The organism is Caulobacter sp. UC70_42 (assembly GCF_044056025.1).
In the GTDB taxonomy this organism is placed as follows: domain Bacteria; phylum Pseudomonadota; class Alphaproteobacteria; order Caulobacterales; family Caulobacteraceae; genus Caulobacter.
Genome location: NZ_CP171994.1, coordinates 4,616,171 through 4,630,907 on the forward strand (window position 1 = coordinate 4,616,171; position 14,737 = coordinate 4,630,907).

The 14,737-nt window shown below is 66.0% G+C and carries 17 protein-coding genes and 1 pseudogene; 7 read left to right on the forward strand and 11 right to left on the reverse strand.

The genetic code is table 11. The features are described from left to right. Positions 1-6: 6 nt before the first annotated feature. From pstC to ACHMW8_RS23215, 5 genes are all read right to left on the reverse strand, one after another. Positions 7-969 carry a phosphate ABC transporter permease subunit PstC gene (gene pstC, locus ACHMW8_RS23195; RefSeq protein ID WP_395443883.1) on the reverse strand — a complete coding sequence of 321 codons (963 nt, stop codon included), beginning with the start codon at positions 967-969 and terminating at the stop codon, positions 7-9. Between the two features lie 68 nt (positions 970-1,037). After that, positions 1,038-2,081, reverse strand: coding sequence for a phosphate ABC transporter substrate-binding protein PstS (gene pstS / locus ACHMW8_RS23200; RefSeq protein WP_395443884.1), 1,044 nt, complete (start codon positions 2,079-2,081; stop codon positions 1,038-1,040). Positions 2,082-2,173: 92 nt separating this feature from the next. After that, complete coding sequence (locus ACHMW8_RS23205; protein WP_395443885.1) at positions 2,174-3,073, reverse strand: LysR family transcriptional regulator; 900 nt, start codon at positions 3,071-3,073, stop codon at positions 2,174-2,176. A gap of 62 nt (positions 3,074-3,135) precedes the next feature. Further along, positions 3,136-3,633 (reverse strand): hypothetical protein, encoded by a 498-nt coding sequence (locus tag ACHMW8_RS23210; RefSeq protein WP_395443886.1) that lies wholly within the window; start codon positions 3,631-3,633, stop codon positions 3,136-3,138. A 16-nt stretch (positions 3,634-3,649) separates the two neighbouring features. Then, on the reverse strand, positions 3,650-4,129 hold the full coding sequence (locus tag ACHMW8_RS23215; protein ID WP_395443887.1) for a DUF4118 domain-containing protein: 480 nt from the start codon (positions 4,127-4,129) through the stop codon (positions 3,650-3,652). A 157-nt stretch (positions 4,130-4,286) separates the two neighbouring features. Between ACHMW8_RS23215 and ACHMW8_RS23220 the strand changes: the two genes are divergently transcribed. From ACHMW8_RS23220 to ACHMW8_RS23245, 6 genes and pseudogenes are all read left to right on the forward strand, one after another. Continuing rightward, a complete protein-coding gene (locus ACHMW8_RS23220) occupies positions 4,287-4,829 on the forward strand; it encodes a hypothetical protein (RefSeq protein WP_395443888.1) in 543 nt (180 codons plus the stop codon). Positions 4,830-5,150: 321 nt separating this feature from the next. Then, positions 5,151-6,182, forward strand: coding sequence for a TonB-dependent receptor plug domain-containing protein (locus ACHMW8_RS23225; RefSeq protein ID WP_395446040.1), 1,032 nt, complete (start codon positions 5,151-5,153; stop codon positions 6,180-6,182). Next, positions 6,130-6,582: pseudogene (locus ACHMW8_RS23230) on the forward strand (TonB-dependent receptor); the annotation flags it as partial. The gene ACHMW8_RS23225 and the pseudogene ACHMW8_RS23230, both read left to right, overlap by 53 nt. Before the next feature lie 121 nt (positions 6,583-6,703). After that, positions 6,704-7,075, forward strand: coding sequence for a TonB-dependent receptor domain-containing protein (locus ACHMW8_RS23235; RefSeq protein WP_395446041.1), 372 nt, complete (start codon positions 6,704-6,706; stop codon positions 7,073-7,075). Positions 7,076-7,085: 10 nt separating this feature from the next. Next, positions 7,086-7,424, forward strand: coding sequence for a hypothetical protein (locus tag ACHMW8_RS23240; protein ID WP_395443889.1), 339 nt, complete (start codon positions 7,086-7,088; stop codon positions 7,422-7,424). A gap of 522 nt (positions 7,425-7,946) precedes the next feature. Continuing rightward, positions 7,947-9,707, forward strand: a complete 1,761-nt coding sequence (locus ACHMW8_RS23245; protein ID WP_395443890.1) for a chloride channel protein — start codon at positions 7,947-7,949, stop codon at positions 9,705-9,707. Between the two features lie 94 nt (positions 9,708-9,801). On the opposite strand, the gene ACHMW8_RS23250 is transcribed toward ACHMW8_RS23245, so the two are convergent. After that, positions 9,802-10,113 carry a winged helix-turn-helix domain-containing protein gene (locus ACHMW8_RS23250; RefSeq protein ID WP_395443891.1) on the reverse strand — a complete coding sequence of 104 codons (312 nt, stop codon included), beginning with the start codon at positions 10,111-10,113 and terminating at the stop codon, positions 9,802-9,804. Between ACHMW8_RS23250 and ACHMW8_RS23255 the strand changes: the two genes are divergently transcribed. After that, positions 10,103-10,678 (forward strand): hypothetical protein, encoded by a 576-nt coding sequence (locus tag ACHMW8_RS23255; protein WP_395443892.1) that lies wholly within the window; start codon positions 10,103-10,105, stop codon positions 10,676-10,678. The two genes, ACHMW8_RS23250 and ACHMW8_RS23255, sit on opposite strands and share 11 nt — an antisense overlap. Before the next feature lie 342 nt (positions 10,679-11,020). On the opposite strand, the gene lgt is transcribed toward ACHMW8_RS23255, so the two are convergent. From lgt to ACHMW8_RS23280, 5 genes are all read right to left on the reverse strand, one after another. Continuing rightward, a complete protein-coding gene (lgt, locus tag ACHMW8_RS23260; protein ID WP_395443893.1) occupies positions 11,021-11,854 on the reverse strand; it encodes a prolipoprotein diacylglyceryl transferase in 834 nt (277 codons plus the stop codon). Between the two features lie 101 nt (positions 11,855-11,955). After that, positions 11,956-12,294, reverse strand: coding sequence for a hypothetical protein (locus tag ACHMW8_RS23265; RefSeq protein WP_395443894.1), 339 nt, complete (start codon positions 12,292-12,294; stop codon positions 11,956-11,958). 738 nt (positions 12,295-13,032) lie between these two features. Continuing rightward, positions 13,033-13,803, reverse strand: coding sequence for a sulfite exporter TauE/SafE family protein (locus ACHMW8_RS23270; RefSeq protein ID WP_395443895.1), 771 nt, complete (start codon positions 13,801-13,803; stop codon positions 13,033-13,035). Positions 13,804-13,807: 4 nt separating this feature from the next. Further along, positions 13,808-14,341, reverse strand: a complete 534-nt coding sequence (locus tag ACHMW8_RS23275) for a rhodanese family protein (RefSeq protein ID WP_395443896.1) — start codon at positions 14,339-14,341, stop codon at positions 13,808-13,810. Then, a complete protein-coding gene (locus ACHMW8_RS23280; RefSeq protein ID WP_395443897.1) occupies positions 14,310-14,669 on the reverse strand; it encodes an ArsR/SmtB family transcription factor in 360 nt (119 codons plus the stop codon). Before ACHMW8_RS23280 ends, ACHMW8_RS23275 begins: the two co-directional genes overlap by 32 nt. Positions 14,670-14,737: the final 68 nt, after the last annotated feature.

A 14,737-nucleotide genomic window follows, 5' to 3' on the forward strand; every position in this document is an offset into this window, starting at 1 on the left:
GCCGCCTCAGTCCTGACGCTGGCGCAGCAGAAGCGCCCGGGCGATGGCCAGCACGCCGAAGGCGATGACAAACAGCACCAGGCCAAGCGCCGTGAGCGCCGCGGTGTGCATGTCGCCGGTGGCTTCGGTGAACTCGTTGGCGATGGTCGAAGCCAGGGTCGAGCCACTGTCGAACAATGATTGGGGCAGGCCGTGGGCGTTGCCGATGATGAAGGTCACCGCCATGGTCTCGCCGAGCGCTCGGCCAAGCCCCAGCATGACAACCCCGACCATGCCGCTGCGCACATAGGGGATGGTCACCGAGCGGATGACTTCGAAGGGCGTGCAGCCGATGCCGTAGGCGCTCTCGCGCACCTGGGCCGGCACAGTGAGAAAGAGCTCGCGGAACACCGCCGCCATGTAGGGCAGGATCATCACCCCCAAAATCAGGGAGGCGGTGAAGATGTTGGCGCCGTTGGGCACGCCGTAGAACACCTTCTCCCAGATCGAGCCGGCCGGGATATTCATCATCAGCGGCAACTGGACGTGCAGAGCAAACCAGGGGGCCAGCACAAAGAGGCCCCACATGCCGTAGACGATCGAGGGAATGCCGGCCAGCAGCTCCACGGCGATGGCGATCGGCTGGGCCAGGCGCTTGGGGCAGAACTCGACGAGGAACACCGAGACGCCCAAGGCGATCGGCAGGGCCAAGGCCAGAGCCAGGGCCGAGGTGATGAGGGTGCCGGCGATCGGTCCGGCCGCGCCATAGACCTCGGTCACCGGGTTCCAGGTGGTGCTGGTGAAGAAGCCCAGGCCAAACTTGTGCAGGGCCGGCCAGCCGCCGATCGCCAGGGAAACGACGATCCCGCCCAGGGCCGCCAGCAACAAGGTGGCGGCTGACAGGCAGGCGAACTGGAAGATCGGGTCGAACCAGGCGCCCCGAGAGGCGGTCTTGGCCGGCCTTGGCGCGGTCAGGGGAATGTCGGCCATGGGTTCCGCGAGTGGAAAACGGGCGGGAGCGCAGGTCTCCCGCCCAGCAGAAAATCGACGCCTGACGCCTACTTTGAAACGTAGACGGGCTTGCCGTCCGGCCCTTTGATCATCGCCGACCACTGCTTGCGCATCATGGTCTTCACGGAGGCGGGCATGGGTACGTAGTCGAGCGCGCCGGCCGCGCCGTCGCCGGTCTTGTAGGCCCAGTCAAAGAACTTCAGGACGTCGGCGCCTTGGGCCGCGTTGTCCTGCTTCTTGTAGACCAGGATGAAGGTCGCGCCGGTGATCGGCCAGGACTTGGCGCCCGGTTCGTCCAGCAGCAGCAGGTAGTTGCCCGGAGCCTTGGCCCAGTCGGCGTGGCTGGCGGCGGCGGCGAAGTTGGCGGCGACGGGGGCCGGGTACTGACCATCCTTGTTTTGCACCAGGACATAGGTGGCCTTGTTCTGCTTGGCGTAGGCGTATTCGACATAGCCGATCGCGCCGATCGTCTGCTTGACGAAGGCCGAGACGCCATCATTGCCCTTGCCGCCCAAGCCCACCGGCCATTGTACGGAGTCGCTGGCGCCGACCTTCGACTGCCAGGCTGGGCTCTTCATCGACAGATAAGAAGTGAACAAGAACGAGGTGCCCGAACCGTCCGAGCGGTGGACGACCGTGATCGGCAGTGCCGGCAGCTTGACGCCCTTGTTGGCGTTAGCGATGCGCGGGTCGTTCCACTTGGTGATCGCGCCCATATAGATGTCGGCCAGGACCGCGCCGGTCAGGTGCAGTTGGCCGGGATTGACGCCCGGCAGGTTCACGACCGGAACCACGCCGCCCATCACCGTGGGGAACTGCATCAGGCCCGCGCCATTAAGCTCCTCCAGCTTCAGCGGCTTGTCCGACGCGCCGAAGGCCACGGTCTTGGCCTTGATCTGCTTGATACCGCCGCCCGAGCCGATAGCCTGGTAGTTCAGGCCCGTGCCCGTCTGGGCCTTATAGGTCTCGGCCCACTTGGCGTAGACCGGCGCGGGGAAGGTGGCGCCAGCGCCCGAAATATCACCCGCATGAGCGAGCGTACCGGCCATGAGGGCCGTTCCGAAGACAGCGGCCGAGACTTTCGCCAGCATGGTTGATCTCCACGGACGCCAGCCAGCGGCGGCCTTGGACACAGCACCTAGTTGGAAAATATAACAGTAATGCGACTTTACGTAAGTTAATCTTACGATTTTGCCGCGCTTCGCTTCGCCGGGCCGTGACCAAGCGCCTGGCTGCGACGGATTTCCAGACGTAGCCAAAGCATGAAACGTTCGGCCGCGTCGGCGACGCCCGGCTCGGATCGGGTCTGGACGTCAAGCCATTCACCGCTGGGAGCCTCGAAGCCCACCGCCGTAAGCCGACCTGAGGACAGATAGGCCTCGGCGGCGAAGACGTTTGACAGCACCACACCGCCGCCTTGGATCGCCGCTTCCAGCGCCATGGTGGTGTCATCGAAGACATCGGCCCGCGGCGGCTTGACCCCGGGGGTCCAGCGGGCCGCCCAGGCGCTCCAGCCCCCGGCGCTGTCGGCGATTAGCGGCGCGGCGACGATCGCGGCGACCGAATCGAAACGGCTGGCCTGGTGGGGCGCGCACAGCGGCAGATGAACCAATTCGCACAGGCTTTGGCCGTCGCTGCCGGCGCCTCCCACGGACGACCAGACGAGGCGTATGTCGGCTTCAGGATCGTCGGCCTGCGTCCTAACCTGCACCTCGACGTCGGGCAGCGCCTCGCTAAGACGCCCGATCTTACTCGCGAACCACTGGCGTCCAAACATTGCCGGCATCACCACGGACAGGGCCCTGGCGCCCTGCGGGCCAAGGATTTCGCGCAGGGTGCGGCTCAACGCCTCCTCGGCCTCGGAATAGGTCTGGGCGAGGCGTAAAGCGGCCTCGGACGGCTCCATGGCCCCGCCCCTGCGCTCGAACAACCGCGCGCCCAGCTCGGTCTCAAGCCGGCGGATCGACTGGCTGACGGCGCTATGGGTGATGTGCAGCTCGCGCGCTGCGGCGGTAAAGCTGCGGTGGCGACTGGCGGCCTCGACGGCGCGTAGGGCGGTGAAGGGCGGAGACCGTTCTGACATCAGCTCGCGACGCTACTTTGGGGAGTTGAACTTACACTAAACCACCGACCGGTTGACGGCTATCAATGGACGGTCGCGGGTCCAGCGCGAAAACCATAGGCGCCCGCCTCCAACGGAAAGGTCAGTTCCGAAACGCGCCCCTCGTCGTGAGTGCGGGAACTGAAGCGACCGCGCAGCTGCTCGACCATCGCCTCTATCAGCGAGACGCTGCCGCGCGCGACAGCAACCGAAGGCAGGTCGCTCTCGACCTCGGTGATCCTCAGTTTGCCCATGCCCTTGTCACCGCGCAGCGCGATGCGCATCAGACCAGGATCCTCGCCAGCGAGGCGCAGGTTCAAACACTCCAGCAGAACAATGGCGACCGAGGTGGCCTGCTCCGAAGATAGCCACAGGCCGCCGTCCTCGAACTCGATGCGCACCGGCGGATGTTTGCGGGCCGAAAGGGTGGCGTCGAGCAACTGCCGGGCGAAGGCGTCGAAGTCGAGCAACTCGCCCGCCTCCCCGGCCAGGCTCCGGTGGGTTTTGGAGATCAGCATGGTGCGCGCCGAGGCCTCGGCCAACGCTCGAGCCACGGCTTTATCGGGCTCGTCCCTGGCCTGCAGGCTGCAGCAGCGCCGCCACCAGTTGCAGGTGATTGGTGACGCGCTCGTTCAGCTCGCCAAATAACGTGGCGTGGGATTGGGCCAGGCGCTCGGCCTTGGCTTGGGCGAGGGTCTTCTCGGCCACGGCCTTCGCCATGCCGGTGATGAAGTAGATCGCCACGCTGGCGGTCATGACGAAGAACAGCAGGCTGGTCAGGGAATCCAGGTCGGCCTTGATCTGGAAGGCCGGCCGAGCGAATCGGCCATAGGCGATCGCCGCCGACAAGGCAGTAGCCACAACCGCGGGCCTCGCGCCGAGAAAGTAGGCGCTCAGGATGACGACCGGATAGAAGACCGTGTAGGCGTGGTTGGAGGCGAAAATCGGATCCAGCCCCCAGCGGATCGCCAGACCGGCCAGAACCAGCGCACCGGCGCCCGCGTACCGCTCCGCCAGGCCCAATCGCAATTGACGCAACTTCACCCCTCCAACGCTGGCCGCCCGCCTTACTACGACAAACGCGCAACGATTTCGTGTCAGCTGATGGACACGGCTAGGCACTGTAAGTTTTCCTTGACTTGCAACACTCACCTCCTTCAGCCTTGAGCCATGCGTCTTGCCTATGTTCAGCTTGGTGACGGGTTCCCGTCGCTGGAAGCCCAAGTGCTGCGAGTTCATGGCCTTGCGGCCCGACGACTACACGATCGAGGAAAGCCCGACAGACGCGGCGCGTCGCCGGGTCAGCGAGCGGCTGGACACCTTAGGATCCGGCGATCGTGTCTGCGTCTCGTCGCTGAACATGTTTCACGGACCCGCAAGGGACTTGACCACGCTCTTCTCGAAACTTCTATCGCGCGGCGTCGTGCTGGAAACGTTTGACGAGACAGGAGAAGTTGTCGAAATCGGCGCGACTCGCGCTGAGCGCCTGCTCATGGACTGGCTAGGTCAGATCTTCGCCGACACCGAGAAATCCGCGCCTCGGCGAGGCGCCTCGGCCAATCTCGAGACGCTTTCCGATGAAGACGTCGCCGAGATTCGTCGCCTGTCGCGGGCGGGTCTTTCGCCGCGCCGAATTGGCCTGATCTTCCGTCGTTCGCCCAAATGCATCGAAGGCGTGCTCATGGCGCATGCTGACGAGGTCGGCGAGCTGACCCGCCGCGCCTACTCGCAACGTTAATTTCCGTAACGAACGACGCGTTTCGGTTAGTTAAATTAAACTGTCATGTAACAGAATCTCTTCTGTCATGAAGGCTCCTTAAACCCCCCGGAATGTGGGGCAAGGTCGGAAGCGCAGCGCCAAGCTGCGAACCTTAGTGCGCCCCCCGAGAAAAAGGGGACTTTCCTATGAAGTATCTGATGTCCACCGTGGCGAGCGCCTGCCTCGTCGTGGCCGTTTCGGGGTCCGGCCAGCGCTGCTGAGCCCGCCGCCGCCACGCCCGCCAGCGACTCGACGTCGCTGGAACAAGTCATCATCACGGCCACCAAAACCGAAACCAACCTGCAGAAGACCCCGATCGCGGTTTCGGTGATGAGCGCGCTCACCATGGAACAGCGCCACGATCAGAGCCTGCTCAGCCTGCAAGACGGCGTTATCCCGTCTCTCCGCGTGGCCACTTTCGAAGCCCGTCAGTCGGCCCTGACCGTCGGCATCCGCGGCATCGTTCCGTTCGACGCCAACCAGACCGCCCGCGACCAGGGCGTGGGCGTCTATATCGACGGCGTCTATCTGGGCCGCCAGCACGGCCTGAATGCCGCGCTGTTTGACGTCGAGCGCATCGAAGTCCTGCGCGGTCCGCAAGGCACGCTGTTTGGCCGTAACACCGAAGGCGGCGCCCTCAGCATCGTGACCAAGGCCCCCACCGGCCAGTTCGGCGGCCGCGTCGTCGCCGGCGTCGGCACCTATGGCTCCTACAACATGGAGCTGCACCAGGACTTCCAAGAATTCTCGGGCGTTTCGGTGAAGGTGGATGCGCTGGTCCAGCACCAGGATCCGACCACCAAGAACCCGATGAACGGCCAAGCTGGTTGGAACCAGTACGACCGCAAGGGCGGCCGCGTCACCGCGCTGTACAATCCGAACGACCGGTTCAGCGCCCAGGTGTCCGTCGACTACGCCAAGGATTACAATACCCCCTTCTTCAGCCAGCTGCTGAGCTACAACCCGTACGGCAAGCGCGTCCGCACCCTGGCTGAGGTCACGGCCGTGGCCGCGGCGCCGGCCGGAACGATCAACCCGCTCGCTCCGCTGGTGAAGGTTCACACCGATCGCCAGTCGGTCTCCGACATTGGCACCGTGCAGCAGCCCAGCCTTGATGAGACCGGCGGCGCTTCGGCCACCCTGAAGTACAAGGTCTCGCCGGACCTGGAACTGCGCTCGATCACGGCCGTCCGCGCCGTCGGCGCCGAACCAGTGGGACAACTCGGGCATCGAAAGCCGCAACGTTTTCGCGCCGAACACCACCTTTGGTCGCTACAGCCTGTCGGACCTTTATCAGAACCAGTACAGCCAGGAATTCCAGGCCGTCGGTAACTTCGGCGACACGTTCAACTACGTCGCTGGCCTTTACTACTTCAAGGAACACGTCAAAGAATCGGCCGCTTCGCCGATTACCAACCAGTGGAACGCCGACGGCACGGCCTATTCGATCCGCTCGTCGTACGGCACCTCGAAGGCCGGGGCCACGACGGCGGGCTGGGAATACGGCACTCGTTTCATCATCCGCGCCAGCCAAGCCGACGCCGAGAGCTACGCCGCCTACGGCCAAGGCACCTTTACGCCGGCCTCGATGGACAAACTGCACCTGACCGCCGGTGGCCGTTACACGAAGGACAAGCGCGACGGCACACTTTACGTCGTCAACGGCAAGGCCACGAACTTCGCGTTCACCTACGACAAGGGCCGCTTCGACCCTCTGGTGAACGTGTCGTACGACGCGGCTGACGGCGTCAATCTGTACGCCAAGTACTCGACCGGCTACCGCGCCGGCGGCGCCGAACGACCGCTCGGCGACCTTCCAGGCGTTCGACGCCGAGAAGGTCAAGTCGTACGAAATCGGCGCCAAGATGGACCTTCTGGAAAACCGCCTGCGCGTGAACCTGGCCGCCTACGCCATGGATCGCGACGGCACCCAGATCGACTTCGACGCCGTCGACACCACTCCCGGCAGCCCGACCCAAGGCGCGCACACCGAAGAGACGCGAAACGCCCCGGGCACCTCGAAGATCAAGGGCTTCGAAGCCGACATCACCGCCAAGGTCACCCAAGGCATGACGGTGGGCCTGTCTTACGCCTATACCGACGTGAAGATCCCCGCCGCTCCGTTCCCCCTTCGCCGGCAACGCCGACGTCCCGCAAGGCTCGCCCTTCCCGGTCAACGTCGTCTATACGCCGCCGAACGCCGCCTCGGCCTTTGTCGATTATGAGACCCCGGTGATGGGCGACATGACCTTCCGGGCTCACCTGGACGCCAACTACGCTGACGCCCAGTACGCCTTCCAGTCGGAATTCGCCGACGTCTCGCCGACCGGCAAGCTGGTCCAGAGCGTCGCGGTGAAGACGGACTCCAGCTTCATCGTCAACGGCAGCATTGCTCTGGCCGGCATCAACATGAACAACGGCAGCACCTCGGCGACCCTGTCGCTGTGGAGCCGCAACCTGCTCGACGAGACGCACATCTACCGCATCTCGGCCGCCAACCGCGGCACGATCGGGGACTACGGCAACCTGAACCCGCCGCGCACCGTCGGTGTTGAGCTGCGCGTGAAGTACTAGCCCGACCCGGGCTAAGGCCCGACCAGGACATGGCCAAGGGCCCGGCGTCATCCCGACACCGGGCCCTTTCGCTATGTCCGGCGCGATGCTTGGCCGCCGCGATTGACAAATTCGCCGTGTAGGCCGCGCGGCGCGGGGTCGAATGTCGCCAATCGGACGCCCAGTTCGCCGGGCTATGCCTTTGGAGAGGTTCGCGCGCTTCCGGCCCAGTTTTCGTTGTCCGAAAGATCCCGACCGCGAAATCTCGGTTTCAGAATATTCCAGAGCCAGCGATTAGGGCGCCGACCAGCGCCGCCAACAACGCCAGGGTCAACGCATCAGACAGGCCAAACGTGCCATCTGGACGGTCGGGACGATCCCTCCGCTTCATCCTGTCCTCCCTGCCTCATTGAAGAGGTCTTCCAACACCGCCCAGCGGTCCGTTAGGGAAACTTACGCTGGTTGCGTAGGTTGACAAGCTGTGTAACCAAGCCAGCGCCAAAGCACGGCGCGCGTTTGCTGATCCCTTGTTTCGAGCCCGTCATGCCGCTTGCCTTGCCCGCCCCATCCTCGACGCGCTGGCTGGGCTGGCTGCGCCGCCGTACCCGGTCCAGCGAACTGTGGTTGATCGCATCGGCTGTCCTGATCGGCGTCGCGGCCGGGGCGTTGGCGGTGTTGCAAGCAAAGCTCGCCCATGGCCTGCAGGGCCTGCTGTTCGGCATCAACCCGGACGAACGGCTCAGCGCGCAAGATGTCGTCGCTCCCTGGCGGACCCTGGCGATTCCGATGGGGGGCGCGCTACTAGGCCTTTTGACCTGGGCCTGGATGCGTTTTCGACCGCGCCCCGCCGTTGACCCGGTCGAGGCTAACGCCCTGCACGGCGGACGCCTGTCGCTCAAGGACAGCGCCTTCATCTGTCTGCAAACTCTGATCTCCAACGGCTTTGGAGCCTCGGTGGGCCTGGAGGCGGCCTACGCCCAGGCTGGGGCGGCCGTGGCCTCGTTCGCCGGCCAGAAGCTCAACCTGCGCCGCGCCGACATGCGCACTCTGGTCGGGGCCGGCGCGGGCGCGGCCATCGCCGCGGCCTTCGGCGCTCCCCTCACCGGCGCCTTCTACGCTTTCGAGATCGTCATTGGCGCCTACACCGTCGCCAACTTGGCGCCGGTGGCCGCCGCCGCCCTGGCCGCGGCGCTTGTGGCCGGCCGGATGGGCGCCATTCCTTACCTCCTGAGAACCACGACACCGGCCGTTCAGTCCTGGCTCGACTACGGGCTCTACGCGCTCCTTGGCCTGGCTTGCGCGGCCGCCGGTATTGGCTTGATGCGGCTTGTGGCCGTCGCCGAGCGCGGCGTGGCCCGCAGCGGTCTGGCGCGCGGCTGGCGCCCGGCCGCCGGAGGGCTGGCTCTGGCGGGTTTGGCGCTCATCACCCCTCAGACCTTGTCTTCCGGTCATGGGGCTCTGACCCTGGACCTGATCTCGGTGCTGAGCTTGAAGACTCTCCTGATGCTCGCGGCGCTGAAGGCCCTGGCCTCGGTGCTGTCCTTGAGCTTTGGCTTTCGGGGCGGTCTCTTCTTCGCCTCGTTGTTCCTGGGCGCCTTGCTCGGCCAGATCTTTTCGGCCTTGTCGGTGCTGATCCCGTGGCTGCCGGGGCTAGACCCGACGGTGGCGGCGCTGGTCGGCATGGCGGCCTTGGCGGTGGCCGTGGTCGGCGGGCCGCTGACCATGTCGTTCCTGGTCCTGGAGGCGACGCGGGACTTTTCGGTGACGGCCGCGGCCCTGGTCGCCTCGCTGATCGCCAGCACCATCGTGCGCGAAACCTTCGGCTACTCGTTCTCGACCTGGCGACTGCACTTGCGCGGCGAGACCATCCGCAGCGCCCACGACGTCAGCTGGCTTCGGCCGCTGACCGCCGGTCGGATGATGCGCAAGGATGTCCAGACGACCCCGGCAGCGACGAGCCTGGCGGAGTTTCGCCGTCGCTTCCCGCTGGGTTCGACCCGCCGGGTCGTGATGGTCGATGAGGCCGAACGTTACGCCGGAGTGATCGTCACCGCCCTGGCCTATGCCGATCTGGACGGCGACGATCGCCCCGTCTCGGTGCTGGCCGTCAATCCGGAGGCGGCCCTGACGCCGGATCAGTCGATCAAGGAGGTCATGCGCGCGTTCGACAATACCGAGGCCGATGAGTTGGCCGTGGTCGATGCCGACCGGCGGGTGATCGGCCTGGTGTCGGAAGCCCATGCCACGCGGCGCTACGCCGAAGAACTTGAAAAGGTTCGGCGTGACCTGACCGGTGAGATCTAGCCGGCGCGTTGGCGCGCTTTTCATAACGCGCCCCAAGCCAGGGGCGGCCGGCCGGTCTGGACCGCAAGGATCACGGCCTGGCGGCCCAGATGTCTCAGGAACGCTCGCCCGGCCGGTGGGCGAGCGCATAGCCCATCCCACGAACCGTATGCAGCAGCTTGTTCTGACCCGGGCCATCGATCTTGACGGACAGTCGGTTGATCGCTGTTTCGACGACCTTGGTGTTGGAGTCGAAACCAATACCCCAGGCCAACTCGGCTATCGTGCCCTTCGATAAGATCCGCGACTGGCCCTGGGCCAAGATGGCCAGGAGGGCGAACTCTTTGGCGGTAAGGTCAAGCGGTTTGCCGGCCCGGCGCGCACGCCGCGACAGCATGTCCAGCTCCAGATCGTCGATGAGGATCAAAGGCGCCATCGTAACGCCGCGTTGGCTGATCGCCTGCAGGCGCGCCAGCAGGTTCGAGGAAGGATGTCGGCATAACCAGAAGCTGGCCTGGCTCGAAGCCAAGGGCCTCCAAGCTATAGTGATCGGTGAGGCGTCCGCCGGTCATGGCCATGATGATCGGGGTCTGGCGGTTCTCACGCGGGTGCGCTGGCTGCGCGGCCGCGAGGAAACTCTCGGTCGGGACATCAAGGATGATGACATCGTAGTCCAAGATCTGGCCCCGCAGCAGGCCGGGATCGCCGTCGCTGGCGAAATCCACGTCGTAGCCCTGCTCGATCAAGCCCTTTCGGAGATAAGCGACAGGGTTGGATTCACTTTCGACGAGCAGGATCTTCATGGCGTCGGGGGCCCCTTTCCTGCGCTCAGCCGGGCGACGCCGGCAGGGTCGAGTTTTGCGGCGGACTGGATCTCGACCGTCGACTGGCGGAGCTGCCCGCAGCGTCACCCTCGCCGCCGTTCAGCATCCGGACGGACACAGATTGGATTATCGACGATCGATCCGGTCTTCTCGCTGACGGCAAAGTGACAAATTTGACCCCACGCTCACACGCGGCAAGGAGATGGGTCTTGGATCAGGACGTCGACCGTGTCGTTGGTTCACGCCCTTGCTGAGAAGCGCGAGAAAGCGCCTTGCCCGCAAGTCCCGCAGCACGCCCTCCGGGCCCATGGAACAGCGTATGACCAGCCAGCGGCGCGCCCCGCCTTGGCGACTGAGACCGTGCTGCGGCGACGACCGGTCGCGCGACCACGCGGGCTTGACCGCGGCTTTTAACGCGCGGCTCCGCTGGTCGCCCGGCGTCGGCGGCCCCTGCCAAGCGTTGCGGCCCGAGGGCCTGGGAAAAAGTTCGGCCTTCTCCAGCCGGCGAGCCTAATTGGCGCGATCACGCACGATCAAGACCAGGCCGGCCAGGATCAGCGGCGCCGACAACATCATCCCCATGGTCAAGCCCCACGGGAAACTGGGCATGCCCAAATCCGGATTGCGCACGGTTTCCAGCACGATGCGAAACGCCCCATAACCGACCAAGAAGAGGCCGCTGACCAGACCTCTGCGCTCGAGCGCCCGGCCCCGGTGCGTCGCGACGCGCAGGATCAGAAACAGGATCACGCCTTCCAGAAGTGCCTCGTAGATTTGGCTGGGGTGGCGCGGCGACCAGCCGGCCGCGCAGGCGCCGCCTCCGGCCGCCATGAGACGGCGATTGCAGAACACCACACCCCAGGGAACGCTCGTCGTCCGGCCCCAGAGTTCGCCATTGATGAAGTTGGCCAGGCGTCCCAGCAGCAGGCCGATCGGTACGGCGGGGGCGACCAGATCGCCTAGATGCAGCAGATTCACACCTTGCCGGCGCGCGAAAATCCCCAGGGCCACACTGACGCCGATCAATCCGCCGTGAAACGACATGCCCCCGCGCCACACCCGCAGGATCTCAAGCGGCTCGGTCCAAATCACCCGGGGCTCGTAGAACAGGACGTAGCCGAGCCGACCGCCCAGGATCACGCCGGCCGTCATCCACAACGCCAAATCATCGACCTGGGCGCTAGTGAGTGGCGCTGGGACCTCGCCCCAAAGCCGGGTGTCGTTGCGAAGGGCCAGCACGTAGCGCCAGCCCAGCAGAATTCCGCCGATATAGGCCAGGGCGTACCAGTGGATCGAGATGGGCCCAAGGTGCAGGGCGACGGGATCGAAGTCGGGAAACGGCAAGACGGCGGCTCCTGGCGGACGAACCAGACACCCGCACGTCCGTCCCTTATGAAGGGTCGTTGTCGGAATGAAGGCTGGATATTCGCCCTCGAGAGGCCCGCCTAAGGCGTGCCAGGGAGTGTGGATGGAGGCGATTGATCCGACGGCGCTGCCGCTGGCGTGAACTGGGCCGGATCGGCCGCGTCCAGACCAAACTGGCCCTGTTCATAGGACTCCATGGGGCCGGCGGACGGCGGCGGCGGGAGTCCGCGCGCCAGGCCGCGCATCGCCGCCACGCCCAGCGCCAGGACCGCGCCTGCGGCGATCACCGCGCTGAGCGCGCCGATCATGTGGCCGACCAACAGCCAGGCGTCGTGTGTCATGACGCTGATGGCGATCGCGCCGATCATCGCCAGGGCGCTGATGCAGGCCAATCTCAGGACCAGGCGCGGGAGTTTCATCCGAGGCCGGCGGCGCAATGGGCGGTGGGCGCGGTGCTCGGTCGAAGCCCGCGCCGCGGGCGCGGCCCTGAGCGCCTCAGGACGCCGAAGGACCGTGTTAGCCCGATCGTCTTGGAGCAGTGGTTGAGCACAGGGCGTCGCCTTACGATGTCAGGATCCTGGGAGCGCGGCATCTAGCCGCCGGCCTCGGCCGCCGCGCGCGGCGGCCTCGTCGACGCTCGCTCAAGACCCCTCCAGCAAACCGCTGTCTGTGGGCTCAGGCGGTTTCCTCGCTATCCCGCTGTCGAGGCGCCGGCGGAGCGTCAAAGTCCTATGCCGATGCTAATCAGACCGCATACCGCGATCAGCGCAATGACGATGACCTGAACGGGAACGCCGCTCCATGGCCGTTGCTTCATGGCGCGTTCTCCCTCCGCAGTTCTCGCGGTCGCGCAAGTCGGCTCTGGCCGACGGCCAAAACCTACCACGAGACTTTAGGCCTGTCGTCGCCCGCCTCGTCGAGCAGGCCGTTATGGAGCGCTAAGACAATGAGCCCGCAGTCACGTGGTCCTGAGCCTGCGACCGCGCGGCGACGAAATCTTCGAAATCAGCTCGCGGCCGGACCAGGGCCCTTCGCGCGGGATCCAGAGGTGGCGTGCGCCGTCAGAACTCGCCCCGTGGGGATCAAGACCGCGCGGTGCTTTACGTAAAGAGGCTCGTCGTCGACCATAGCCCCCGTAAAAGAGCAAGCAGCGCCTTCTAGGCCCCCAGGGCCTTCCAAAAAACGTAGGCTGACGTCACCACCACCATGGCCGCGAACAGACGCCGCGCCAGCAAGACCCGGCCCGTCAGACGCGGCGCCAGGCGGGCGCCAACCAGGACGCCGACGGCCCCGCCGGCCACTAGGGCCAGGAACAGCCGACCATCCACCAGGCCCGAGGCGGCGTAGCTGACGCTGGTCGCCGCGCCAAACAGAGCGACAGAGACCAGGGACGAGGCCGCGGCGTTGGCCAAGGTCATGCCCGTGGCCGCCATCAATCCCGGCGCGATCAGGAAGCCGCCGCCGATGCCGAAAAACCCAGCCGCCAACCCCGTGGCGGCGCCGACGGGAACAAGGCGCGCGGCCTTGGCGGGATCGATGCGAACATCCGGATCGCCGGGCGATCGCGGCGCGCGAAACATCGACAGGCCAACCACAGCCATGGCCAGGGCGAACCAGGCCAGAAGCTGGGCGCCCGGCAGGGTCTTGGCCAGCTGCGCGCCCACCAGCGAACCGACCAGTCCAGGCGCGCCGAAGGTCAGCGCGCAGGGCCACTTGACGCGGCCGGCCTTGGCCTGGGCGGCCAGGCCCGCGGCGGCATTGACCGCGACGGCGGCGGCCGAGGTGCCAATGGCCACATGGGCGTCCCGTACCCCGACGACATAGAGCAGCAGCGGCGTGGCCAGCACCGAGCCGCCGCCGCCAAAGAGCGTCAGCAGGAGGGCGACCAGCGCCCCACTGAGCACGGCCAAAAGCAGGCTCGCGTCCATGATTTCACGCCGCCTTGGGCCGGTTCCAGGGCGCGAGAGCCAGGAGGCGGGCCATGCCGCAGAAGCCCGTGGCCCCGGCGAACGTCAGGCCCGCGCCCACGAAGCCGGCGATCCCCAGGAAAAGCGGGGAGACGGCCAGGCCCAGCGCCACACCCAGCAACACCAGCAGGCCAGCGCCGATCTGGACCTGACGCATCATCTCCAACGGCGCCTTGGCGTCGATCTTGAGCGGCAGGCCCGCCGCGCCCCAGGCGTCCAGTCCCCCTTCCAGGACAAAGGCGGCCGGCCCACAGGCCCCAGCTAGCCGCTCGCCGTGCGCGCCGGTGCGCTGGCCCGAACGGCAGGTGAAGATCACCTCGCGCGCGTCGGGCAGGCCAAGGCCTTGAGTGTCCAGGGTCGACAGCGGGCGCGACAATGCCCCCCGCGCGTGTCGTCGCGCGAATTCGTCGGACTCGCGGATGTCGATCAGGATGGCGCGGCGAGCAGCTAGTCGCTCGGCGGCGTCGTCAGGCTTCAGAGGGATCAGTCGGGCGGTCATGGTCGGCGTTCTCCGCTGGAGGGCAGAAGATCTCCGCGAGCGTGCCCACCACCTTAAGGGCGGCGGGGTCGGCGATCCGGTACCAGACGGTTTGGGCTACGCGGCGCGCGGCCACGACCCCCTCGTCGCGCAACACCGCCAGGTGCTGCGAGAGCGCCGATTGCGACAAGCCGACCAGGGGCTGGATTTGCCCCACCGACCGTTCGCCATCGGCGAGCTGGCACAGGATCATCAGCCGGCGCTCATTGCCCAGGGCGCGCAGTAGCTTGGCGGCTGCCGCAGCGCTGGCCTCGAACTGACTGACATCAAAACGCGAGAGATCAAACATGAACGACTTATATTAGCTTGCGCTAATTTAGCAAGTCCTTATACGAAGGCCGTACTCATAGGAGGCTC

Coding starts and splice junctions, on each gene's coding strand:
- pstC (WP_395443883.1), bottom strand. CDS start 969: ATGGCCGACATTCCCCTGACCGCGCCAAGGCCGGCCAAGACCGCCTCT.
- pstS (WP_395443884.1), bottom strand. CDS start 2,081: ATGCTGGCGAAAGTCTCGGCCGCTGTCTTCGGAACGGCCCTCATGGCC.
- ACHMW8_RS23205 (WP_395443885.1), bottom strand. CDS start 3,073: ATGTCAGAACGGTCTCCGCCCTTCACCGCCCTACGCGCCGTCGAGGCC.
- ACHMW8_RS23240 (WP_395443889.1), top strand. CDS start 7,086: ATGGGCGACATGACCTTCCGGGCTCACCTGGACGCCAACTACGCTGAC.
- ACHMW8_RS23245 (WP_395443890.1), top strand. CDS start 7,947: ATGCCGCTTGCCTTGCCCGCCCCATCCTCGACGCGCTGGCTGGGCTGG.
- ACHMW8_RS23255 (WP_395443892.1), top strand. CDS start 10,103: ATGAGGATCAAAGGCGCCATCGTAACGCCGCGTTGGCTGATCGCCTGC.
- ACHMW8_RS23265 (WP_395443894.1), bottom strand. CDS start 12,294: ATGAAACTCCCGCGCCTGGTCCTGAGATTGGCCTGCATCAGCGCCCTG.
- ACHMW8_RS23270 (WP_395443895.1), bottom strand. CDS start 13,803: ATGGACGCGAGCCTGCTTTTGGCCGTGCTCAGTGGGGCGCTGGTCGCC.
- ACHMW8_RS23275 (WP_395443896.1), bottom strand. CDS start 14,341: ATGACCGCCCGACTGATCCCTCTGAAGCCTGACGACGCCGCCGAGCGA.
- ACHMW8_RS23280 (WP_395443897.1), bottom strand. CDS start 14,669: ATGTTTGATCTCTCGCGTTTTGATGTCAGTCAGTTCGAGGCCAGCGCT.